23 protein-coding genes are annotated in these 24,200 nt (G+C 41.5%); 8 read left to right on the plus strand and 15 right to left on the minus strand.

The window, feature by feature from the left end:
• On the plus strand, positions 1–260 hold a 260-nt coding region (locus tag BUA14_RS00015), incomplete at its 5' end, for an IS3 family transposase (RefSeq protein WP_143153399.1).
• 173 nt (positions 261–433) lie between these two features.
• On the opposite strand, the gene BUA14_RS00020 is transcribed toward BUA14_RS00015, so the two are convergent.
• The 5 genes from BUA14_RS00020 to BUA14_RS00040 form a co-directional block, all read right to left on the minus strand.
• Positions 434–1,654, minus strand: coding sequence for an FAD-dependent oxidoreductase (locus BUA14_RS00020; protein WP_072770703.1), 1,221 nt, complete (start codon positions 1,652–1,654; stop codon positions 434–436).
• 51 nt (positions 1,655–1,705) lie between these two features.
• Positions 1,706–2,038 (minus strand): thioredoxin family protein, encoded by a 333-nt coding sequence (locus BUA14_RS00025; RefSeq protein WP_015943061.1) that lies wholly within the window; start codon positions 2,036–2,038, stop codon positions 1,706–1,708.
• A 224-nt stretch (positions 2,039–2,262) separates the two neighbouring features.
• Positions 2,263–3,654: a S26 family signal peptidase gene (locus BUA14_RS00030; protein WP_072770704.1), complete on the minus strand. Its 1,392-nt coding sequence runs from the start codon at positions 3,652–3,654 to the stop codon at positions 2,263–2,265.
• The gene (locus BUA14_RS00035) at positions 3,638–4,615 is read right to left on the minus strand and encodes an ATP-binding cassette domain-containing protein (RefSeq protein ID WP_072770705.1); all 978 of its coding nucleotides are present in this window, start codon (positions 4,613–4,615) and stop codon (positions 3,638–3,640) included. The genes BUA14_RS00030 and BUA14_RS00035 overlap by 17 nt, the downstream gene beginning before the upstream one ends.
• Before the next feature lie 82 nt (positions 4,616–4,697).
• On the minus strand, positions 4,698–5,240 hold the full coding sequence (locus BUA14_RS00040; RefSeq protein WP_072770706.1) for a signal peptidase I: 543 nt from the start codon (positions 5,238–5,240) through the stop codon (positions 4,698–4,700).
• Positions 5,241–5,396: 156 nt separating this feature from the next.
• Between BUA14_RS00040 and BUA14_RS00045 the strand changes: the two genes are divergently transcribed.
• From BUA14_RS00045 to BUA14_RS00060, 4 genes are read left to right on the plus strand one after another with little or no spacing between them, the layout of a single operon-like run.
• Positions 5,397–7,016 carry a spore germination protein gene (locus BUA14_RS00045; RefSeq protein ID WP_072770707.1) on the plus strand — a complete coding sequence of 540 codons (1,620 nt, stop codon included), beginning with the start codon at positions 5,397–5,399 and terminating at the stop codon, positions 7,014–7,016.
• 36 nt (positions 7,017–7,052) lie between these two features.
• Positions 7,053–8,222 carry a Ger(x)C family spore germination protein gene (locus BUA14_RS00050; protein WP_072770708.1) on the plus strand — a complete coding sequence of 390 codons (1,170 nt, stop codon included), beginning with the start codon at positions 7,053–7,055 and terminating at the stop codon, positions 8,220–8,222.
• A 6-nt stretch (positions 8,223–8,228) separates the two neighbouring features.
• A complete protein-coding gene (locus BUA14_RS00055; RefSeq protein ID WP_072770709.1) occupies positions 8,229–9,332 on the plus strand; it encodes a GerAB/ArcD/ProY family transporter in 1,104 nt (367 codons plus the stop codon).
• Positions 9,333–9,335: 3 nt separating this feature from the next.
• Positions 9,336–9,557, plus strand: coding sequence for a hypothetical protein (locus tag BUA14_RS00060; RefSeq protein WP_072770710.1), 222 nt, complete (start codon positions 9,336–9,338; stop codon positions 9,555–9,557).
• A gap of 115 nt (positions 9,558–9,672) precedes the next feature.
• On the opposite strand, the gene BUA14_RS00065 is transcribed toward BUA14_RS00060, so the two are convergent.
• From BUA14_RS00065 to BUA14_RS00080, 4 genes are all read right to left on the minus strand, one after another.
• Entirely contained in the window at positions 9,673–10,203 is a 531-nt protein-coding gene (locus BUA14_RS00065) for a hypothetical protein (protein ID WP_072770711.1), read from the minus strand.
• Between the two features lie 177 nt (positions 10,204–10,380).
• Entirely contained in the window at positions 10,381–11,322 is a 942-nt protein-coding gene (locus BUA14_RS00070) for a cellulose binding domain-containing protein (RefSeq protein WP_072770712.1), read from the minus strand.
• Positions 11,323–11,621: 299 nt separating this feature from the next.
• Positions 11,622–11,954 carry a GGDEF domain-containing protein gene (locus tag BUA14_RS00075; protein WP_072770713.1) on the minus strand — a complete coding sequence of 111 codons (333 nt, stop codon included), beginning with the start codon at positions 11,952–11,954 and terminating at the stop codon, positions 11,622–11,624.
• Positions 11,955–12,248: 294 nt separating this feature from the next.
• Positions 12,249–13,031, minus strand: a complete 783-nt coding sequence (locus tag BUA14_RS00080; RefSeq protein WP_072770714.1) for an MBL fold metallo-hydrolase — start codon at positions 13,029–13,031, stop codon at positions 12,249–12,251.
• A 245-nt stretch (positions 13,032–13,276) separates the two neighbouring features.
• On the opposite strand from BUA14_RS00080, the gene BUA14_RS00085 reads away from it, so the two are divergent.
• Positions 13,277–14,125, plus strand: coding sequence for a homocysteine S-methyltransferase family protein (locus tag BUA14_RS00085; RefSeq protein ID WP_072770715.1), 849 nt, complete (start codon positions 13,277–13,279; stop codon positions 14,123–14,125).
• On the opposite strand, the gene BUA14_RS00090 is transcribed toward BUA14_RS00085, so the two are convergent.
• The 4 genes from BUA14_RS00090 to BUA14_RS00105 form a co-directional block, all read right to left on the minus strand.
• Entirely contained in the window at positions 14,122–15,369 is a 1,248-nt protein-coding gene (locus BUA14_RS00090) for a dicarboxylate/amino acid:cation symporter (RefSeq protein ID WP_072770716.1), read from the minus strand. The genes BUA14_RS00085 and BUA14_RS00090 overlap by 4 nt on opposite strands.
• Before the next feature lie 161 nt (positions 15,370–15,530).
• On the minus strand, positions 15,531–17,003 hold the full coding sequence (locus tag BUA14_RS00095) for a DASS family sodium-coupled anion symporter (RefSeq protein ID WP_072770717.1): 1,473 nt from the start codon (positions 17,001–17,003) through the stop codon (positions 15,531–15,533).
• Positions 17,004–17,084: 81 nt separating this feature from the next.
• On the minus strand, positions 17,085–17,405 hold the full coding sequence (locus tag BUA14_RS00100) for a DUF4387 domain-containing protein (RefSeq protein WP_072770718.1): 321 nt from the start codon (positions 17,403–17,405) through the stop codon (positions 17,085–17,087).
• A gap of 26 nt (positions 17,406–17,431) precedes the next feature.
• A complete protein-coding gene (locus BUA14_RS00105) occupies positions 17,432–18,796 on the minus strand; it encodes an acyclic terpene utilization AtuA family protein (protein ID WP_072770719.1) in 1,365 nt (454 codons plus the stop codon).
• Between the two features lie 279 nt (positions 18,797–19,075).
• Between BUA14_RS00105 and BUA14_RS00110 the strand changes: the two genes are divergently transcribed.
• Together BUA14_RS00110 and BUA14_RS00115 are read left to right on the plus strand one after the other, a co-directional pair.
• Entirely contained in the window at positions 19,076–19,846 is a 771-nt protein-coding gene (locus BUA14_RS00110; protein WP_072770720.1) for a GntR family transcriptional regulator, read from the plus strand.
• A 365-nt stretch (positions 19,847–20,211) separates the two neighbouring features.
• Positions 20,212–21,129: a PadR family transcriptional regulator gene (locus BUA14_RS00115; RefSeq protein ID WP_072770721.1), complete on the plus strand. Its 918-nt coding sequence runs from the start codon at positions 20,212–20,214 to the stop codon at positions 21,127–21,129.
• A gap of 115 nt (positions 21,130–21,244) precedes the next feature.
• On the opposite strand, the gene BUA14_RS00120 is transcribed toward BUA14_RS00115, so the two are convergent.
• Complete coding sequence (locus BUA14_RS00120) at positions 21,245–21,949, minus strand: hypothetical protein (RefSeq protein ID WP_072770722.1); 705 nt, start codon at positions 21,947–21,949, stop codon at positions 21,245–21,247.
• Between the two features lie 281 nt (positions 21,950–22,230).
• Positions 22,231–24,054 carry a glutamine--fructose-6-phosphate transaminase (isomerizing) gene (gene glmS, locus BUA14_RS00125; protein WP_072770723.1) on the minus strand — a complete coding sequence of 608 codons (1,824 nt, stop codon included), beginning with the start codon at positions 24,052–24,054 and terminating at the stop codon, positions 22,231–22,233.
• Positions 24,055–24,200 lie beyond the last annotated feature (146 nt).

A 24,200-nucleotide genomic window follows, 5' to 3' on the forward strand; every position in this document is an offset into this window, starting at 1 on the left:
ATAACTGTCCTACCGAGGGCTTCTGGGGCATACTAAAGGCAGAAATGTTCAATTTGTATAAGTTTACAGACGAGGCTTCTCTCCGGGCTTCAATTGACAAATACATTCATTTCTACAACTATGAACGGCTTCAGGAACGCTTCGACAACCATGCTCCTATGGAAGTTCGGGCTGCTGCAGTTGAGACAGACTCTCCTGCACACTATCCCATTCCCGAGAACAAACGTATTCTGAAGTACAAGGCAAAGTTTGCCGCATAAAAGAAGAGCTACCACCCATTTGGCAGTAGCTATTTCTATAACCCTGTTTATTTATTTCCCTGGTCTACCTTGACAGGGGCGGATCACTTTCCCTCAGAAAAGCCTTGTGCCTCTTTTTAATTTCAACCCTTCCATTAAAGAATTATTCCTTTAACAGTTCTAAGACCCCGATCTTATTCTTTACCTAATTGTTCCGCCAATATTTCTTTATCCAAGCTGCATTCCAATTCCTTAATTTTCTCGCCTTTATCCAGTATCACAACGGCGGGAACATTGGTTACGCCATATTTTTCAGCAAGACTTCTTTTCGTCGCCATATCTACTTTAACTAATTTGTACATATCATTATGTTCCTGAATCAGTTCTTCCATCAGACCAGTAAATTCCAAACTCGCCGTGTTGGCAGCATTAAAGAATGCCAGCAAGACCTTTTTCTCGCTATGGAGGATGTTCTTTTGGAATGCTTCCAGTTCCTCGATATATCGCTCAGCGGCCACAGCAGCTGTAGCACCATCGCCTGCAGCTGAGACCACCTGCCTGAGGTACTTTACTCGATTATCTCCCACCGCATAGATGCCAGGAAGGTTTGTTTCCATTAGGTCGTTAACGGGAATATAGCCTCGGCGATCCATTTCCATTCCACTATTTTGGAGGAATTCAGTAGCTGGGATCATCCCTACAAAGAAGAACACCCCTTGACATGGAAGTACGGAAGAGCCGCCAGTCTTTAGATTTTTAATCTGAACCCCTTCCACATTCTCCTCTCCCAGGACAGCTTCCAGAGTAGAATTCCAGACAAATTCCATCTTCCCATTTTGGAAAGCTTTTTCAGCACTAACCTTATTGCAGTCCAGGATCCCCTCATCATGAAGGACTATAACTGTAACCTTACGAGCAAATTTAGTAATGAACATGCCCTCTTCAATGGCCTGGTCACCGCTACCTACTACAACCACGTCTTCATCCTGGAAGAATTCCGCATCACATGTGGCACAGTAAGCGACACCACTGCCTCTCAGTTCCTTTTCACCGGGAATATTGAGAAGCCTTGGTTGAGTTCCGACCGCGATGATTACGGCTTTTCCATAGAATTCTTTTTTCTTCTTTGTCGTAACTTTTTTAAGATCCTGAAAAAGCTCGGTGCTCACTACTTCATCTTTTAAAAATTCCACTCCAAAACTTTCAGCATGCTTTTTAAAATCACTCATAAGATCCGGACCACTGGTATGAACATAACCAGGATAATTTACAATCTCGCGGGTGGTATCCACCATACCTCCAATGGTTCCCTTATTAATGATCAAGGTTCTGAGTTTTGCTCTTCCCCCATAAATTCCTGCCGCAAGTCCAGCCGGACCTCCTCCAATGATAATTAAGTCGTATGAGTTACTCATCTTTTACTAAATTCTCCTCTCCAATAATTGCATCAAATAGTATTTAATTAATTAGACCAAATCCACCAGATTTTCTTGAATCTTTTCTACGACTTGAGCTTGATTAAACTCACCACTGAGTTTACCTTGGTATTCTCCATCCTTAAAAAAGAGTACCTGCGGAATTTCGTCTAATTTAAAACAGTTAATGACTTCTTTATTCTCATCAATGTTCACATAGTAGAAACCAAATTGGCCTTTGTACTTAGGCTGCAATTCTTCCAACACAGGAGCCATTTCTTCACAGACAGGGCAATTGTTCCTGTAAAAAAAGATTAAGCACCCTTCCCCAATGTCATAAATTAACTCCTCTAAACCACAACCATCCAACTGAATCAACGACATTTCCAATCCCCCTTCAATTATATTAGATTAATAAGTTTTTTTAAACTCAAAGTGAGCTGACTCATTATTGGCCAACTCATCATTATTTGTATAACTGTGCACTAATATAGGTCATATTGATTTCACAATTTTTTCACATTTAATTATACGCTAAGTTTTTCACATTATCAATTGATAAATCTTAAGTTAGTTTAAGTATTTTAGCATCAACAGGTTTTTATGTTCTATCGTTTTAACAGCTTGACAATCTGTTCATGATAAAAAAGCAGGATTGCCGGTATTAATAAAAAGAGTATCCTGCCCATAATCGTATTGGCAAAAAGAATCAATGCTCCCAACCAGCGATTTCTTCCGCTATACACTCCGTGAATGTTCTCCCGAAGAATGGTCTTTCGCATGGCTCCGATCTGAGACATGGGTGGGTAATTATCAATGTCCACTACCAATCTGTCACCGTGAATTTCCGCGACCCTTTCTACATAAAGCACATTATTATCTTTAAACAAAATAATCTGCTCTAACTCCACAGGGTATTGTAGATCGATCTTTTGAAAATAGGTCAAATCATTCACCATGATCTCCGGCTCCATAGTATTGGATTGAAAAATAAAAGGAATCACCCCACGGATACTTACTTCTTGACCTGTAGAAGAAGCATTGATGACAATAATGAATACATTAATAGCTAAAGCAATGCCAATAAAAGCCGCCAACAATGCTGTAACCACTTTATGGATAAGCTTACGCTCCACAATCTGCTTTCCACCGACGGCAACAAACGCTTTCTTCTCCGTCTTAGAATTCATAAGAATCAGTGAAGCATCCGGTGGCAGCAGACTTAAGTCTTCAGATAGATTATAATATCGGGCAAGATTACCCGCTCGCAAGAGGCAAACCAACCCACAGATAATGACCATAGCAATCCAAAGAGGAAAATAAAGAGAAGTATTCATGTCAAAGAGATTAAAAATATTCTGCATCTCTATCCTATTACTTATAACATCATAGTGTCCCAGGACTATTTTTAGCAAGAGAATAAGAAAAGCCGACACTCCAATCCAGTACCGGGCATTGATGATAGTTCTGGCGTAAAGAGAAAAAACCATGGATAGTATAGTGAGAAGTACTAAGTCTGTAAATCCTACCAGGTACAGAGATGGGAGATAGGCAAAAATGAAGGGGAACTTTAAGAGGGCTGTGAGCAATATAATAGCTGCAAAGCCCAAAGTATAGACAAACAAGGCAGTATATCCCAAAGCCAAAAGCTTAGAAAAGAACATCCTTGCCGGATTATAGCCCATATGGATCATTAAATACCAGGAGTTTTTTCTGATTTCAGAGAAGAAAAGGGTATCATAGTAGATGATGTAATACCCCGCGGACAAGAAATAAGCAAGATGAATATAGATATACAACGTGGAGAAATAACTGGGCTGCATAATCTCAGGGACTACATCTGAGAGAACGCTTTCCTGCAATGTCTGAAAAACAAAATAAAGGGCAAAAGAAATCAGCCCCAGAAAAAGCGCAAAGGCGATTTTCCGGTTGGTGCTGATCTTATTTTCTGTATAGGCTTGGCGAAGCTCCTTCTTAAAAAAGCTATTCTGATAAATCATACTGCCGCATAAACTCCTCTAAGGCATATTCTACTGTTTTGCCGTTCTTCTCCATGGATTGAGGGATATATCCCGATTCAATAATTTTCTTATATATCATTTCTAAATCACTGGGCAAAGAAGCTTCCCCCTTAATTAATAAGCGATTATCTTCTGCAACTACCTGATGATTGGAAAGAATCCCCCGCAGTGCTTCCTTTGTTCCCTTGAGGTCCTCATCCTTAATGATTATCTCTACCTTGTCATACTGATAACGAAAATCCTCGACAAGACCTTGATGGATTAAGCGTCCCTCCGCCAATACAGCTATATGGGTGCAAGCCTTTTCAATCAAAGTACAGATAGGGGTAGCTACAATTAATGTTTTCTCTTGTTCTTTGATGAAATCAGACATACCAGCAATAACCTCTATAAGGATTGAGTCAAGCTCATATTCGGGAAGGTTAAAAACAATCATTTGGGCATCTGAGTAAGCCGCCGCAACTAGGGTAACCACAGCCTTCTCCTCTCGAGTAAGCAGGCCGATGGGCGTAAGGGAAAGATGACCTAAGCCAACCTTGATGATCAACTCAAAAATCTGCTCCTGTCTTTCCACAACGTCCATCTTCCATTTTGCAGTGGCGAGCATGAGAAATTCCAATACATTCATAGTGTTATAGAGCATATCTGAGTTGCCAATATAGAATATATGCTTTAAAATCACTCGTTTAAGCCTCATCATCCCCCGTTCTATCAGGACACAACGCCCGCTTTCGTAAGGTCGAATGTTGGCCATGATTTCCAGCAAGAGCTTAATTTCAAAACCAGATGTCCCTATGATTCCCCATATTTCCGCCTTGTTGATCTGAAGGTTAATATCCTTCAATACTCGCTGTGGTCTCTCACCCTCCCGTAATATATATTCAGAAGATGAGAGATTTTCCATCAGGACGACTCTTTGTGACATGGCTGAATTCACCATAGGCTTTTAGCCTCCAATTTGATTAACCATTATTTAAACACTTTATTAAAAACCTATATCTTAAGCACATAATGCCAAATCCTTATAATAAAGGCAGTCTCGCTAAAAACACTCCAATTACACGCTCTGGAGTAAGTGCTTCCTGATCAGTGGCGTTGTTGGGATTATCGCCTTTGGTCAGATAGCGTATATTCCCCTCTCCTTCCTCGATCACTTCAATGATGCGATGGGTCACTATGGCACCTGATCGAGTTCGAAAGGTTACGATATCACTTTCCTCTAACCTATCTGGCTCTCCAGGTCTGCGAGAAATAATAACTGTGCCAACCTTCAAGGTTGGTTCCATACTTCCTGATTCAATCACAAACAAATAATAACCGAAAATATTGGGAATCTCTCCTCTGCTCTTGGCCACATTAATAGACACCAAAGAAAAGAGTAAAACTATAACCACAGCACCAAAAAGGATCCCGCTGACAACTTTCAGAAGACTGTTTCTGCGTCCCCATCTGCTTTGTATAAGCTTTTTGGGACTATGCAGATCAGTCTTCTTCTGTTTTTCAACCTGGATCTTTTTGCGCATATCTTCTATTTGCTGCCGGCTTGTGTATTTTGTGGAGGACATTGTCTCGTCCTTTCCTTACCTTCTTTTGATTACTATTATATCCCTGCAGCTTTTTTCAATGCTTTTATAGCTCTATCCAGTTTGTATTTTCCGTTTATTATTTCAGTATTTGCGCATTATAGGAAGAACAGGAATAGTTTAGGCAGGTTATGCGAAATGTTTCAATATATAAAAAAACAACTCCAAGCCATGAAGTTGATGCATCTGAATACTATTGATGGCGAAAAGGATATCCAAGAATATTCCACCACCCCTCTTTCACCTGACATGTATAAGAACCTCGAAGAAATCAAAGCCATTCTCGGATCAAGCTATGACATAGCATTACGTGAATTCGATTTCGGTCCTCAGGGAAAAATCAGAGGTACCCTTATCTTCTTAACCAGTATGGTCGATAAGACCTTCCTGAATGAAAGTGTAATAAAACCCTTAATGTTTGATAACCGGCTCATCGAAAATGAGGAGCGTGAGTTCCTTAATATTAACTACATTAAAACAACAATGCTTTCAATGGATGAAGTTCATACGGCTGTCACAATAAATGAGGTCATTGAGAATTGCCTGAAAGGATATACGGTCTTGATCATCTCCGGCATAAACGAAGCTATAGTCATTAGGACCTATGGTGGTGAGAATCGAAGCCTCGATGAACCCAAGACTGAAACCGTTGTTCGGGGCCCTCGTTTAGGGTTTACAGAAAGCCTCCTTACAAATACTGCTCTGTTAAGGCGATATGTTCGAAGCCCCAATCTTACCTTTGAAACCACAATAATAGGCAGAGAAACCAGAACTGTCGTTTGCATAGCTTACATCAAGGGAATAGTCAACCCCTCACTCATCGAAGAGATCAAACGCAGACTTGATCGAATCAATACTGATGCCATTCTGGAGTCAGGCTATATTGAACAATTTATCGAAGATGCGCCCTTTTCGATCTTTTCCACAGTAGGCAACAGCGAGAGACCCGATGCTGTCGCAGCAAAAATCTTGGAGGGACGTGCCGCCCTTTTGATCAATGGTACTCCTTTCGTGCTGACCGTTCCCGTACTCTTCATCGAAAGTTTTGCGAGTACGGAAGATTATTATTCCCGCCCCTACTTTGTAGGTATCGTGCGAATGATCCGTTTTCTATCTTATTTTATTTCTGTCTTTGGGCCGGCAATTTTCGTCGCCCTGAGCACCTTTCATCAAGAATTAATTCCTACTCCCCTGCTGTTTACCATGGCTGCTGCTGAGGAAGATGTTCCCTTTCCAGCCGTTATTGAAGCCCTATCAATGGGAGCGGTCTTCGAAATTCTTAGAGAAGCTGGAATTCGACTGCCCCGCCCTGTGGGTCAAGCTGTCAGTATCGTTGGTGCCTTGGTACTCGGCGAATCCGCTGTCCAAGCCGGACTTGTCAGTCAACCTATGGTTATCGTCATATCATTAACAGCAGTTGCCAGCTTTACCGTTCCTGCTCAAACAGATTCAGGAGCCGTCTTGAGACTAATTATGGTTCTTCTCGCAGGAGCCATGGGTGGTTTTGGAATCATGATAGGATTTATCGGAGTTATGATCCACCTGGCATCATTGAGATCCTTCGGTACTCCTTTTTTTTCTCCCTTTGCCCCGCTCACCCCTATAGATTTAAAAGATACCATTGTTCGGTTCCCTTTATGGGCAATGCTCACCCGTCCCCGTTTGATTGGCTGGAATGATCCCCAAAGACAAGCCTTTAGATTAAAACCAACACCCCCCTCCAAAAACAGGAACCCCCGGGATAATCCAAATCAATAGTTTACGTGCAATAATGATCGATGGAGTAAGATATCTATGAAAAGCCGGAAATATTTAATCGTTATCTTTTTGATGTGCACCCTGTTAATTTTAAATATAACAGGATGTTGGAATCAACGAGAATTAAATTCTTTAGCCATCGTCATGGGTTTAGGAATAGATAAGGCCCAGGAGCCGAATCAAATCCAGGTCACAGCCCAGATCGCCAATCCAAAAGCGCTCAAGTCGTCTTCCTTAGGCGGGCCAGACAGTCAAGCTTTTTGGAATATCCAAAACACCGGCGACACCCTTTTCTCCATCCTGCGGGACTTTACCCATGAATCTAATCGCAAACTCTATTTTCCTCATACCCAAGTGCTGATTCTCGGGCGAGACTATGCCGAGGAAGGCATCCAGAAAGAACTCGACTTTTTTGCCCGGGATCATGAAACCAGATTGAATATTTGGCTCGTTGTCTCGGAAGGTAATGCTAGGGATGTTTTGAATATTAAGCCTGTAATAGATAAGATCCCTGCAATCAATATTTCCAAATTGCTTGATGATCAAGACCCAAACTCTCAAACCAGTACAAGCCAGCTCAATGACTTTCTTTCTGATCTAATCAGCCCAACCACTGCGCCGACCGCCCCCCTTGTTGAAATTATCCGTAAAGGAGGCAACGAATCACTTCAGGTTAAAGGAACAGCTGTTTTCAAAGGCGATAAACTCGTTGGGGAATTAAATAAGTACGAAACCCGCGGGTTATTATGGGCAAGAGATGAAGTAAAGAGTGGCATTATCGATGTGGAGTGCCCCGAGTGCGGCAGTAAAGTCAGCCTGGAAATTATTGATTCCAAGACTAAGGTCAGTGCGGAGATATTGGATAACCAGGTGGTTATAAAGGTTTATATTCAAGAAAAAGGTGCATTGGCAGCTCAGTATTGTGCTGAAAATTTAAGAACAAAAGAAAAGGTGGCGGCTATTGAGCGAAATAAGGCCGCAGCTATTCAAGATGAAGTTCTGGCAGCATTCAAAAAGGCTCAGGAACTCAATGCGGATATCTTCGGCTTTGGTGAAGTCGTACGCAAAGATCACCTCAAAGAATGGAAAAATATGAGGGAGCACTGGGATGAAATTTTTCCAGAGGTTATTGTAGAAGTCACTGTAGACACCAGCATCGAACGTTCGGGCCGGATACATTATCCTCCCGTACCAGATAAGGAGTAGAGAATTTTGATAAAGCTTGAGAAGGAAATTATTTCGAGTTCACAGCTCAACTTTTTGGTCATCGGTTTTGTCACAGGGGGCCTCGTAACAGTGCCCTATTCCACGCAAATCATTAACCAAGATAATTGGCTTGCCGTCATTATCGGGTTCATTCTTAGTCTGCCTATGGTTTTGATCTATATCCGGCTTGCTCAGAAATTCCCACAAAACAACTTGCTGGAGATCCATGATGTTGTCTACGGCCCTTTGATCGGTAAGTTAATCTCTGCAGCCTATATCGTCTTTATCTTCAACCTTCTCATCTATAATCTGGTTTATGTGGGAGATTTTTTGTTAACGTACCTACTTCCTGAAACTCCTATGTGGATTGTTCTGCTCATGTTCACTTTTGTATGTGCTTGGGCCGTAAGGCTAGGCCTGGAAGTTATTGCTCGAGTTAATCCACTCTTTGTTGTAATTACTTTGTTTATAACTTTTTCAACTATGACTTTACTTATTCCGGAGATGGATTTCTCAAACCTTATTCCCCTTTTTGACACGCCCATGCTTGATTTTATCCAAGGCGTTCATATCATGATCACCATTCCATATCTGGAAATCGTCATTTTCTTGTTCTTCCTGCCCAATGTCAATAACAAAAAACAAATTAAACACTCTATCCTATTTGGCTTTTGTTTTGGAGCACTTTTCTTACTTTTGCCTATTATTCGCAATACTACGGTGCTGGGTTCTTTAGTGGGCATCCTGACTTCTCCTTCTTATGAGAGTATTCGCTTAATCGATATCGGCAATTATCTTACCCGGTTAGAGGTGCTGTATGCCATTGCTTTGATTATTATGCTGTTTATCAAGGGCAGTCTCTTTTATTATGTGACAGTTCTAGGCATAGCTCAGCTCCTTCGCTTACGCTCTTATCTCCCTCTAGTAGTCCCCTTAGGAATTATCGGCATCTGTTTAAGCTTAATTGTTCATGAATCTTCTCTATTAAATATCGATACCACTGTGGATGTATGGCCTTTCTTTGCTCTTCCCTTTGAAGTCTTCCTTCCTATCCTCACATTATTGCTAGCTAAAATTCGAAAATTACCCAAACAAACACGGGGGGGATAAAGGGTGAGTATTCTGCTCTTAGTCATAGTTTTCTTAGGGGTGGTATTATTCGAATTACCGGAATTAATTCAAAAAAAATATTGGCGGGAACTTATTACAGTCATCTTTCTCCTGTCGATTGGCTTTATTCTATCCTTACTGCTGGCTATGGGTATTGAAGTCCCCAACCCCAGCAATGCTTTAGTCTACATCTTTAAAGAAGTATTACATTTAAGCTATCCTTAATGAAAGAGCAGAAAGCGGAAACACTAGTTTAAACTAATGTTTCCGCTTCCAGAAATCTGTCGCTTATTTGCCTATGAAACCCATTTTCTATTTAAATTTACCTCAGTGAAGCAGATTACTTTTGGGTACCTGTTACAGAGACTTGAATAGCTGTTCCGTAGCCGGTTCCTGCATAGTTAATATCTACATTATTATCGCTGGGCCAATTGACGGATACGGTATAGACCTTTTCCTGCCCCTGGGCACTAAGAACAAACTCGTCATTAAGTTCCACTTTACCTAAAGAATTTACGGTACCGACCACATCTCCTTTAGAATTTTCCACGGTAAACACCAAAGGAGCAATAACTTTTTTACCGTCAGCCGCCACAACATTTACATCAATATCTAAATCCATAGCTGTTTCACTGACTACAGCACCTTCAAAGTTTTTGACGCTAAACTGCCAGCTCATGGTTTCCGAAGGGGCAATCTTGACATTTTCAACGAAGGTATCTGTCCCCCCCTCAGTCAGAATAAACTCCTTAGCCACTGTACTGCCTTGAGCCAATGCATCAATATCTGTAGTATACATAGCCAAAGTTCCGGAAATGATGGATGTGGATACCACTAAAGCTAGCGCGATTATGCTTAGAGCCTTTTTCATTCGTTATTACCTCCATGATGTTATGCTTTATTTTTAATATGGCGTGATACTTATTCCGAAACTGGATACGCTATTATAATTGGAAAGAGTGCTCACCGTTAGGGAACCAAGAACCATAACCGTTAGTGCTAAAATTAAAATAACCTTTGCTCTCATATCCCCTCCTCCTTCGATTCATTAAGGCTGGTGTATAACATTAACATTGGTGATAAGGCTTGTGTTACTACCACCAACACCAATATTCCGAAGTGTTTCCGTACCCATTCCACTGGCCAAGCCTCCAAAAGACACGCTTTGCCCAGGTAAGATGTTATCCATAGTCACATTGTTATAGGCTGGATTTTCAAACCGATAAATTCCTTCATCAGAACGAGATATTAGCTTGGCATTCCAGGCATTATTCAATCGATCATTTTGAAGAAAGAAGGTTATATACCAATCTTCAATGGATACAGAGGAATTGTTGGTAATGGTAACCTTGTATTCGTATTGATACTCTCCGCTTTGCCCGTTCTGCCAAGGGGTAGTGGTTTCATAAAGCACACTTACCTGACTTTCAGGAGTTTCCGGATTTGGGTTGCTGTCCAAGGGCACTTGGGAAGCCTGGGCATTCACTATGATACTGGTACCAAACTCTTTTCCGGCATAATCCTTATCCGATTTACCTCCATCGGGCCAAGCGATCTCTACTAAAACATTTCGCTCTTGACCTGTTTCCGAAAGGGGGAAGGTACCAAGAAGGTCAAATGTCCCCACCCCCGTCATCTGGTTGAGAATAGCCCCCGTCCCATCCTTCACGGTTACTGTAAGGGGATCAATAGCCTTTTTGCCAGGGGAGGCAAATATATCAAAAGTAAGCTTATAGTACATATCGGTCTCAGTAACCACATGTCTTTCATAGTTTTTCACTTTAAATTGCCATTGAAGAATCTCTGAAGGTGCTATTTTCAAACCCTCTTGAAAGGTGTCCGTTCCTTCGCCGACGAAAATAAACTCCTTGGCAACCACATTGCCTCCAGCCAGATTGTCAATAGCCACAGTATAAGATGCAAGGGTCCCTGCCGTAATCGAGCTCACCATTGCTAGAACTAATGCTAACAAAAGGATAACCCTCTTCACACGACCTCACCTCCATTACATGGTGATTCTTCTCCTGATGAAAAATATATGATCATTCAGAATTGGATTTGAATCGGATCAAAATTTAGAATTACTATAAGCAGATTAACATGATTCGTGAGCCAAGATCTACATGTACATTATGGAAATATCACGGCTCCATGGTGAATTTGTTTCTTTCTTCATTTTTAGCTTAATATTGATTCTATCTTCCCCTTGTTTTGACGCAAATCTCACCTATTATCATGATTAATAGAGCAGCAGGCTGCCTCATCTCGAGCAACCTGCAATTGTTTACATCATGCTATTGTGGAAACATTTCTTGGCTCATTGACTTGTCTCTTAAGTATCTCTCCGATATATTGTATAAGTACGTCCCCTGACGAATGTCCTAAAGAATCATTGATATTCTTGAAATTATCAATATCCATGTAGAGGAGAGCAAATGTTTTACCTGGATCCTCATTCTTGGTTATAAGTTGATTCACTTTCTCTTCAAAGTAGAATCTATTGGGCAGCTCTGTTATAGCTTCAAATAAGGGATTAAATCTGTAATTATTCTCTATATAATAACCTATTTCATCTCTCGCATTTAGACCGAAAAAGATTTTCAAGCGCTGAAATACCTTCACTAATTTCTCACTCCTTACCCACGGGTACTAACGCCATCACTCGCACCAGAAAATTAAAAACCTTGTCCACTTATAAAACAAAGTCTATGTCAGGTAAAAAAATCCAATCTTTCAAAACCTAATTCTAACGAATCCCCCCTGTAAAAACAAGATATTTAGCAAAAAATCACAGCATCTTATTGTTTAGGAAAGACATTCATCGAAAGAAGTGAGCCAACTGGTGGTATTTGCCTAATACTAGCGTAAGAACTATGTGTAAAGAGAGCGTGAAGGTCCAGCTTATTTATAGTACTCTTAAATAGTATGAATGATATTGTAAGATGACCATTCTCCCCCGGAGATGGTTTTGACAGCCCGTTTTTGGGGATATATTATTTTATCTATCTCGCCATCGGTAAGACCTTTAGCCCTCAATTCCCTCACCTTACCCTGCAATTCTGTAAGGAAATCCAACTTCTGCCTCATTTTTTCCTTGCCTTTGGGAACAACACCGGCATGAGAACATAATATCGTATCAAAATCAAGCTGCAGCACTTTTTCCAGGCTAGCGATCATCTGAATCATATTTTCTTCGTAAAAGGCTAAGAGCAATTTACGACCCACATACAGATCTCCTGTAATAAGCCATCCTTGGTCCTTCTCATGGAATACATGATGGAACTCCGTATGGCCGGGTGTATCAATGGCGTTGAAGACATATCGCTCCGTTCGAATCACCTCTGGCATGGCTTGAGGATCGAAGGGTTCCCGGCCTCCCCAGATAAAGCGACGATATAACCGGTATTTTCCCTTTCTCTCCGCAACCTTAATGGCCTCAGGGTGCAGATAGATGGGTACTCGCTTATTCTTTTGTAACCAATGGGCCAGGCCGGAATGATCTTCATGAACATGGGTAAGAGCGACTTTCTCAATGACTTGCCTGTTGAAAAATTCCCTTGTGTCCTTTTGCAAGGCGGATGGTCCTGTATCAAAGAGCAGCCCATCCACTAAGTAAATATAGACATTCATCTTGGTGCCGATACCACTGCAGACACCATGAGTAATGATGATATCTTTATATTTACTGATATTTATCACATTTTTACCTCCCTTTATGGATTTGATATCTTGTCAAAATTGTATATACCATATTCTGAATTTATAGACTATTTTGCTGATTGTCAATGCACAATTGGATATGGCTGATTCTATTTCAATCGCTCAAGGTTTACTTGCGAATCTGAACTACTTTCTTTATTATATAAAACTATAAGGGATAGGCTATTAAGTCAGAAAGCAATGAGCACTATTATTCCCTCAATACTTTACTTGGAGGTTTTTTCATGATACTTAATAAAGAATCTTATATCATTTTTGATGGGGCCATGGGCACCATGCTGCAAAAGTACGACCTTAACCCCGGTCAACCTCCGGAAGTATTGAATATAACAAGGCCGGAGATTATTGAAGAAATCCATAGGCAATACATCAAGGCCGGCAGCACCATAGTCACTACCAATACTTTTGGAGCTATTGAAACAAAACTAAACGGAACTGGATATAGCGTAGAGGAAGTCGTTCAGTCGGCTGTTGCCATTGCCCGCAAGGCGGCAGACAAGAATTTGGTTGCCTTGGATATGGGACCGACCGGTGAACTTGTTGAACCTTTAGGGGATTTATCTTTTGAAGAGGTATATGACTTATATAGCCGTCAAATCAAAGCAGCGACCTTAACCGGAAATGTCGATCTGATATTAATCGAGACCTTTTTTGATCTAACGGAAGCGCACGCAGCTATTAGAGCCGCTAAGGATCATTCTTCCCTACCAGTTATCTGCACATTTACTTTCCAGCAAAAAGGAAAAACCTTAATGGGCAAGGATGTCAAGACAGTGGTAGCTTCACTGGAGGAATATGGTGTTGATGCTGTTGGCGTCAATTGTTCTTTAGGCCCCAGTGAAATGCTGCCCATCGTGGAAACCATGGTGTCTTCCACCCAACTACCTATTTTAGTTCAACCCAACGCTGGATTGCCAAAATTGATTGAGAACCGGACTGTCTATGATGTGGAGCCCGAGGAATTCGCCCGGTATATCCAGGCTATGGCTAGTCTGGGGGTGAAATGGTTTGGCGGATGCTGTGGGACGACTCCCGAGTTTATTCGTGCCATTAAGGAATCGTTGGACCTTTAGTCCAAAACGACTTCCTTTCGCCCATAAAACACTTCTTTATCAAAATCCTTTTCCCAAGCGGCAATAGCAACTGCACCTGATAGATCGTCGGTTACATTCAATACTGCACGAAACATCTCTGCAATCCGGTCCACTCCGGCCAATAACGCAATTCCCTCAATAGGAAGTCCAACTGCGTTGAGGACAATAGCCAGAGTCACCATCCCACCTCCGGGCACTGCAGTACCACCTAGGCCAATAAGTACAGCAAAGAAAACCAACATAATTTGCTGTGTTAATCCGAACTCAATACCGAAAAACTGAGCGATCATAATACTGGCCACAGCGTGGAACATTGCGGTTCCATCCGAATTCATCGTTGCCCCCAGCGGTAATGCGAACTGACTTACAGTTTTACCGACACCGAGGTTCCTCTGGGCTGTCTCAATAGATATAGGTAAACTGGCCGCTGATGAACATGTGGTAAACGCCACGATCATCGCATTCAGGCTTCTTCGATAGAATTGGACGGGACTTACTCGGGCGATACCCCATACTACGATTCCGCAAACAAAAAATGTCTGTAAAATGAGAGCAATGATCAAAGTAACGAGATATTTAGCCAAAGGAATCAAAACCTCGATCCCCACAGTTCCTGTTACCCAGGTCATCAAAGCAAATACAGCGTAAGGGGCCATTTTCATAATGATGGTGATCATCTGAATTGCTGCAGAGTTGATGACGCTAAACGTTGATAAAATCCGAGTTCCAGCATCCCCCAACATGGATAAAGCCAGACCAAAAAAGGCAGAAAAAATCACAATCTGAAACATATCTTGGCGAGCCATGGCATCTACAGGATTTTTAGGTACCATTTTCAGAATAACCTCTGAAACAGAAGGTGCAGATACTTCACTTACAGGTGAAGAAAGGAGATCGGTTGGAGGAGTAATACCTGTTCCTGGCTGAAACATATTACCGATCCCCACACCAATGACAATGGCGATAATTGTGGTTCCTACATAGAAAATCAACAGCTTGTATCCTAAACGACCGAGCTTTTTCATATCTCCACCTAACCCGCCGATAGCACATGACACTCCGGTGAAGATTAAAGGAATGATAGCCATTTGAATGAGTCGCAGAAAAATATCACCAATAACTTTTATAGAACTAACCTTGTCCCCAAAAAACCAACCCATAAATATACCTAAGGTCATACCAATAAATATTTTCAGGGTAAGAGACATCTTTTTCTTCTCCATGAGATCATTCCTTTCGCTTATAGATACCTGCAATATCTGGATTTATCACTGCCCCTCCACTAAACACGATAATATTACAAAGTGAAAATGCTTCTCGATAATGGAAATTATCGAGAAGCTTTCTTTCTATTTTTCAATTATATTGGAACTGACACTCATATTTACATCCAACCATACAGCCAGAGCCAATATGGGATACTGACTACCATCAAGGCAAAATAAGTATAGGCCCAGAAACTTTCAGCTTTCCAGAACTTTTTGTGATCAGGGAAGTAGCCGCTGAGAAGGAAACCGACCCCGTGACCAGCACCGTAAGGCGTCAAGGCTCCGAAACCTTCTTTAGTGTGAATTAATAACATTCCGAACAGCTGTACAGGGAAGCCGGGAATAGCAGAGACCACAGCCAGCCATAGAGGCATTAAGGTAGTGACATGGGCAGTGATACTTACATAGAGGTAGTGAAGTAAGAAGTCGATCAAGGCCAGTAGAATCATGATCACAACCGGAGATAAAGCTAATCCGACCAAATAAGCTGCTGAAGCCTGAGAAACCCATTCCAGGAATCCCACATCTTTTAAACCGTTAGCTAAAGTAATCAATGTCCCCAGCACCATGACAATATTCCAGGCTGACTTTTCTTCAATAACCTGTTCCCAAGTAATAACCTTGGTTAAGAGCATTGCCGAAACTGCCATAATGGCTACCATAGCCGGAGGAAATATGTCGTCCAGGCTGATCCACGCGATAAGTGCGAACAAAAAGATTATGAGTGTAGTGATTTCTTTTTTTGAGAATTTCCCCATTTCTTTTAGCTGTTCTGCCGCCCAATTTGGAGCTTGAGGGAACTTCTTGATTTCAGGCGGGAAGAACTTATAAGCAATTAACGGAGTCGTAGCTAATAGAATTAAGGCCTGGGGAATGAAGCCCACAAGGTAACCCATCCAGGAAATCGGAGTAAACCCGGTAGCTGCAGCAATATATTCAATCCCAAGAACCGTCATGGCTGCGGCAGTCAAGAAAGTAGAGCTAGAGATGAAGGTGGCTGTAAAGGATGTAAAGAGAAGGAATGAACCGATTTTTCCCGCTGATTCACCAGGGTGAGAGTCCAAGGCTTCTGCTGTAGCTCTGGTGATTGGGTACATGGTGCCGAAGCTGCGGGCTGTGTTCGATGGCATAAATGGCCCAAGGCAGAAGTCGGCAAGGGTGACTGCATAGCCTAAACCCAATGAGGTTTTACCTAAAATTTTGATGAAGAAAAGTGCAATCCGACGTCCAATACCGGTGTCCTTCAGCGCTACAGCAAAGATCATGGCCGCAAAAACCAACCAGACTACACTGTTAGAAAAACCGGATATAGCCCAACTTAACGTGTCTTTACCACTTTTACCAAGAAGGTTAAAGATAGCTATAAAGGAGATTCCAATTAAGCCGATGGCTCCCATAGGGAGAGCTTCCAAAGCAACGCTTAAGATAATTGTCACAAAAGCAGCAAAATAATACCAGGCATTAGTTGGTAATCCCTCGGGATTGGGAATAATAAACGCGATGATTAAACCGATGACAATAGGTATAATAATTTGTAGCAGTTTTGACGTTTTTCTTTCTGGCTTTGGGCCCATTTCCTTTTCTCCCATAATTTCACCTCATCTTATTTTTATTCCCCTGGCTCCCTCTCTTTGGAGGGGGCCAGGATAAGGAATACCTTGAGTGAATCGTTAAACTGAGATTTCGATATCCAGTAAAGGAGGATATTGCTGGCTGCCGAACACATCGCTGTCGCCGGCACTTCCACTGGGTTTTTTTCTATTGATGGTGAATTTAATAGCATAAGCAGGATCAAATTCCACGAAATCAGCGATATCACTGTCTGTCAGGCCAAATAGCTCTTTCACAGTTTCCCGTGTGAGAGCACCACTCTTTCTGACTAAGTCGTAGTTTTCTTTTTCTCTAAAAATGATATCAAAGGTAATTCTGTCAGTACCTGCATTTTTGCTACGGATGGTCTTAGCCAACTCAGAAAGTTTTCTTGTTGCCATGTTTAAATCTCCCCTTCTAATTTTGATTATTCTACGTCGATCATATTGACTTTGAAGAGTTCCATAGGATCATCCACAGGTACAGTGTGATCCATGGTCCATGTATAAGCATCTGTTGCTTGTACGACTTCATCCAGGATAAACGCTACAGAGCCTGCTGTTCCCTTAACTTCCGGTAGGCGCGCGTAGAATAATTGACGACAGCCCAGCATTGCTACTTCTTCAGCCATCTCTTTAGTAGGGGCAACACCTTGAACAATTACACAAAGTTCATGAGACTTGATTTCCTTAATGGGTTCCAGATCACCCATAACTCCATTCTTACCATAGACATGATAATGGAGCTCATAGCCGTTTTCTCCGAACCGTTCTACGACTTGACTCTTAGCCCATTCAATCATTTGATCCACATTTTGCACGGAATAGGGGTCACGGATTCCGGCAATGCCGATAAAGCGGGAGCCTACTCTTCCAGCTCCCTCCAGCTTAACCTTGACTTTACCTTCAATAGGTAGAAATTTAGGATTGGTAATGCGGCAGGTCTTCTCATCGTATTGTTCGTAAACACATTGGCTCATATCCATCATGCCACCGGCAACATACTCAAAGTAAGGATTGGTTCTTTCATACATAGCATGGCCGGCAACGGATGCCACAGTGCACATTTGATCTGGATGCATCGCTTTGACTTTTACATCTTCGTGACTGATAATACCCATTACTGATTCCTTACCGCCGTAAGGTTCTGCACAGAAAGACGCGCATTCAAGGACTTTACCTAAGTAATAGGACAGGTTTTCCGGGTATCCTTGTTGAATGGCAGGAGCTGCAAAAATAACGCAATCGCTGGAGCGTCCACCAATAATAACGTCTGCTCCCATGTCAAGCAGTTTAATATAAGGATGGACTCCAGCTACCGCAACGATGCGATCGGTCTTCTCAAGTTCTTTCTTTGTCAAATTGCTACGTCCGTCTAAGCCTTCCAAAGTTTCGCCGTTTTCGAGCTTTGTCATGAGATACTTTTTATCAACTTCTGAATAGAAATATCCCAATTTGAATTTTGGTATATTATGCTTTTTAGCAAGATCTTTAATAATTTGAACATAGGCATCCACTTGTTTATTAGTGCCGGTGTCACCCGCGGAGCCAATTAACATTGGTACACCCAGCCTGCGTGCTTCCACCAGCATCAGTTCAAGGTCGTGGATCTGGGTGGATTTTAAGCTTGTGCAAATGTCGGCACCTAAAGGACCAGGTCCAATATCGTCACTACCAGAATCGCATAAGATATAGTCCGGACTTTCACTAACTCCAATGTAGAAACTTTTCTCTTTTGTCGGACCAAAACCAAGATGACCGTTAGGGCTAAGGAATTTCAATTCTTTTTTCATGCTAGATCCCCCTATAGTTTTTTCCGGATAATTACAGTAACCATCATCTGAATAGACTACTGAATAGACTACATTCATTTTACCTCAGTGATTATTACTGGTTATATCCAGTTATGATATGTCTATTCTACATCCTTACTTCTTATTCCTTCTTAAAACACAAAAAATTTTTATGATATTTTCAAATGGTCATAACCAGTCATGCATCTCATTTAATTGGTCTTGTAAATAATTTAGAACTATGTTAAAGTCAGATTTATAAAATAGGACGGTGGTAATATGTCAAACGCTTTTAATGATAATCAAATTCCATTATATATCCAGTTGAAGAACTTGATCACACGAAAAATTAAAGATGGTGAACTCCTCCCAGGCGAAAAGCTGTGCTCTGAGCGAGAATTATGCGAGTTATATGACGTTAGTCGCATTACGGTCCGACAAGCCATGAATGATCTGGAAAAAGAAGGGCTGATTTTTAAAGCCCACGGAAAAGGTACTTTTGTGGCAGAACCCAAATTAGAACAAGAGCTTTTTACCATTACTCCCTTCCAGAATTCCCTTCTTATGAAAGGGCTTAAACCCAATACCAAGCTCATGGAATACCTTGTCTTGCCTAATTCTTACGAAATTAGTCAGATTCTTGATGTTCCCTTGGTTGAGCACATCTTTCAGTTAAAATTACTTGGATTGAACGAAGATAATCCCATGGCTTTTTATAATTCCTATTTTTCCGTTGAGTTAGGCCAGAAAATGCTGGAACTTGCTGAGGCAGCTTCTTCTCGGCACGAATCCTTTACTACTCTGGATCTATACAAAAACATCCCTGAAATCAACCTGAGAACCATAAGCCAAACTATTGAAGCTTCAATAGCTGACAGTTATATTGCAAGCATCCTGGAAGTTAAGAAAGGGAGCCCGATCTTTATCGTTCAATCCGTAATCTATTCTGACCAAAATCAACCCCTGGAAAAAAAGACTGCCATTTACCGCGGAGACAAATACAAATTCTCTGTCATCCGCAAGCCCAACAACAATGAAGTTTCACCTTAAGAAGCCTTATCCATTCGACTTCAAAAATTTCCCCCATTGACTCAGGACGACTCTTTTCTTCGATTGATTATCTTAAGATTATTCCTATCCATTCATTTTCAAATGTTCATAGAGATACGGTATACAAATCCCGGCAAATATCGTTGCCATACTGATCCATTGGATCAAGGAGGTAGGCATCTTTACCATATGAATATATAAGGCATAACAGCTGCATACCAACTGATATGGTTGAAAAAGCCCGTGATGATAATCGGATTGCTCTGATTAGCGCCACGGGTTTCTTTTCTACTAAAATCGTATAGTTTGACTCTACCAATAACATATGTTATGTTTAATATATGTTATTTTAAGCGAGGTGCTTTATGTCAATCGAACATGCTATACTAGGTATTTTGAGCTGGCAGCCATCTACAGGATATGAACTAAAAAAGATTTTTGAGGAATCCTCCTTCATGTATTGGTCCGGCAATAATAATCAAATTTACAAAGCACTTATCAAAATGCAAGATGAAGCGCTCCTTACCAGTGAAGTGATCCATCAGGAAAGCTCTCCTTCAAAAAAAATATATACCATAACAGACGAAGGGCTGAAAAAACTCAAAGCATGGGTATTGTGTTCACCTGAAGCACCTGAATTCAAAAAAAATTTTTTAGTGCAGTTTGCCTGGTCGGACATCTTAAATTATCAGGAAATAAATGAATGTCTCTCACGCTATGAAAATGAACTCAAACTACACTTAGCTCTGCAGCAGGAGAAAGCCAGACGTTCTCTCCACTCACCTAATCGAACCTCCAGAGAAAGTTTAATTTGGGAGATGATTTCGGAGAATATCATTTCAACTTATAGTCACGAATTAAATTGGGTTCAAGAAACTTGCCGGAAATTGCATGAACATCAACTTATTGAGGAGAAAGAGAAAATGAATTATCAAATTAGAGAAATAGAGAACAAGAAATATATTGAATTGATTTCTATTGTGAACCGATTAAATACAGAGAACGATACCCTTGACCTCATCTCTTTATGTTGGGAGCATGAGTTGAACCGGCTTATGCTCCACTATACAACCTTATCTGAAAACTTCTTCGATCTTAAAACCGGAGTTGCAGGCGGTATCATTCAAAAGTTCAGTAACTATGGCATAAAAATCGCCCTTATTGTTCCCCAAGAGACCATGCAGAAGGGCCGATTTAGAGAGATGGCTGCAGAAACCAATAAAGGTAATCACTTTAGAATGTATGAGAGTAAAGAAGAAGCCGAAACATGGCTTCTGGAATAGAAAAAAGCATGCAAAACCCGTGGCATTAACCGGATTACTGCCGATTCTGCCACGGGTTCTATTTTGAGCATTTTAGACTATATCATTTTGAGGTACTGGAAATCTTAATTACTAACTAATTGGACTGGAAATAAAGCTCCTGATCATCAGAGGGAGCGTAATAATACCCCTCTTTCTTATCAACACGGATGCCATCCAATTTATCCCGAAGATTTCCGCATTGGATACCTACTATATCTTTAAGCTCATCTATCCAGGATGGAGAAATAGGATTCATTAGGACCAGATTGATGCAGGAAAAGATTGGTTTAGCCTGATTTGTCAGTTTCTTTAGACTACCCAGGACTGCCCAAATTTCAATAGAATCATCTTCCTGACTACTTGCAATGAAGTGCAATCTGTTTACTTGCTCAATAAATTCAGGAAGGGCCCATATTTTTGAGGATATATCAATAAAAACACGGACCTTTTGCTCTAATTTTTTTTCATTTTGAATTGCCCAGGTAGCCAAACACTCCAAAAAAGTAATAATTCTTGGAGCATAATCACAAGCACAATAGTAAATACCTGGCTTGCTAGGATTAGTAGCCCAAGAAATATCTGAATCATACGGATTTATAATTGTAACGGGGTTTTGATAAGAATCATGCCACATTCTTTTCTCCGAGTCTGTAAGAACAATATTGATTGAATTCTCTTTGACATATTCTCTGTTCTGAAGGATAGACCATATTAATTTTGTCTTTCCAGATCCTGCCTCGCCCAGAATCAGATGGCTACCGGAGAAAAATTTTTCAAAAGGTTTCACATTCTGCTCCATTGGCATTACTTCCTTTCAAAATAATAATGTGCAAATCCCATTTAGAGAATTGTTTAATTACTTTGTATATTATATTAATTCTACATCGATCTGAATTAACCTCTACATTTTTTAGAAAAAATACGAATCGTAAGGAATTCTTTATTCTTTTCCTTAGTTACATGATTGGCAACTACTCTATACAAAGTATAGACTGCTCCTTGAAGATATTTAAAGAGAAGCCCAGGACCAAGCGACGAAAAACGGCGCCATTCCTGGGCTTTATCAATAGCATCAGAAAATTATTCGACTGTTACACTTTTCGCCAGATTCCTCGGTTTATCCACGTCGCAGCCTCTGGCCACGGAAACATAATAAGCCAGGAGCTGCATTGGAATTACAGTGAGAATTGGAGCCAGTTCGGCTATGGTTTCGGGCAGGTAGATTACACGGTCCACTAACTTGTCCAGGTCCTTATTGCCTTTGAAGGTGATACCGATGACTCGGGCATCGCGGGCTCTGACCTCAATAATATTAGATAGGGTCTTTTCGTAGACATCTATTTGAGTAGCCAAGGCAATGACAGGGGTCTTGTCGGTGATTAAAGCCAGAGTGCCATGCTTGAGCTCTCCGGCAGCATAGGCTTCCGCATGAATATATGAGATTTCTTTGAGCTTTAGAGCACCTTCCATAGCCACATTCCAATCCAGGCCGCGGCCGATGAAGAAAGCATCTTCTATTTCAACAAAGGACTGAGCTAAATCTTTAATATGCTCAGACTCGTCGAGGACCTCCTGGGCTTGAGCAGGAAGCCTGCGCAGGGCAGCGATTACCTCCCGGATCTTTTCGGTTGCCAGGGTACCGCGGGTTTGAGCCAAATAAAGTCCTAGAAGGGCCATCCCTTCCAATTGAGTAGTATAGGCTTTTGTGGAGGCTACGGCGATTTCCGGACCGGCCCAGGTGTAGATTACATCATGGGCTTCACGGGCTACAGAACTTCCCACTACATTAGTAATGGCAACTATGCGGGCACCGTTTCTCTTGGCCTCCCGGAGGGCTGCCAAAGTATCGGCAGTTTCACCAGATTGGCTGATAACAACAACTAAAGTATGCTCATCTACCAGGGGAGCACGATAGCGGAATTCTGAAGCGATATCCACTTCTACCGGGAGACGAACCCAGCGTTCAATAAGAGTTTTGCCTACTAAGCCTGCATGCCAAGCTGTGCCACAAGCCACGATAAAGATTTTCCTGAAACTTCTCAGTTGTTCCGCAGTCAGATCCACTTCATTAAGAACGACCCTGTCGTCTTCTAAGCGGCTGATTAAAGTATCCCGAAGGGCGCGAGGCTGTTCGTAAATTTCTTTAAGCATGAAATGATCATAGCCGGCCTTTTCAGCCGCTACGGCATCCCATTTCACTTCATAAAGCTGCTTTTCCTTTTCTTTTCCTTCAAAATCTGTAACCTCTACCCCATCTTTAGTGAGAATAACCATCTCTCCATCTTCAATGATATAGGTTTTGCGGGTATAGTTGAGGATAGCAGGAATATCACTGGCTACAAAGAATTCCTCTTCTCCTAATCCCACAACCATGGGACTATCTTTACGGGCAGCCACAAGAATATCCGGATCCTGACGGCTCATCACCAGAATAGCGAAGGAACCTTTGAGCTTGTTGAGCACTTCACGTACTGTTGTGACTAAGTCTTCCTTATAAAAATACTCCACTAAATGGGGCAACACCTCTGTATCTGTTTCTGAAACGAAGGTATGACCTTGTTCGACCAGCCATTCCTTCAACTCGATATAGTTCTCAATGATCCCATTATGGACTACGGCAAATTTCGCTTCAGTATCCAAATGGGGATGCGCATTGAGATCGGAGGGGCGGCCATGGGTCGCCCATCGGGTATGTCCGATACCGATACAGGTCTGAGAAAAATCTGTTCCCAGCTTATCTTCCAGAACAGCTAATTTGCCTACAGCCTTGCAGGTCGTAATGGCATCCTGCTCAAGGACTGCTACTCCTGCTGAATCATACCCGCGATATTCAAGCTTCTTTAATCCATCCAATAAAACGGGAATAGCCGGGCGTTTACCAATATATCCAACGATACCACACATAGTCTTTTTTCTCCTCTCAATTCTGCTTCACATGCATGCATACGCAAGGAAGTCTCTAAAGGTGCTTAGAAAGTATATAGCGTACGTTTATATTTTCTAATAGTGAAATAAAAAACCGCTCCCCGAGCGGTTTAAGGTTTTCTGGC

The sequence above is a fragment of the Desulfitobacterium chlororespirans DSM 11544 genome (assembly GCF_900143285.1).
GTDB classification, from domain to species: Bacteria; Bacillota; Desulfitobacteriia; order Desulfitobacteriales; family Desulfitobacteriaceae; genus Desulfitobacterium; species Desulfitobacterium chlororespirans.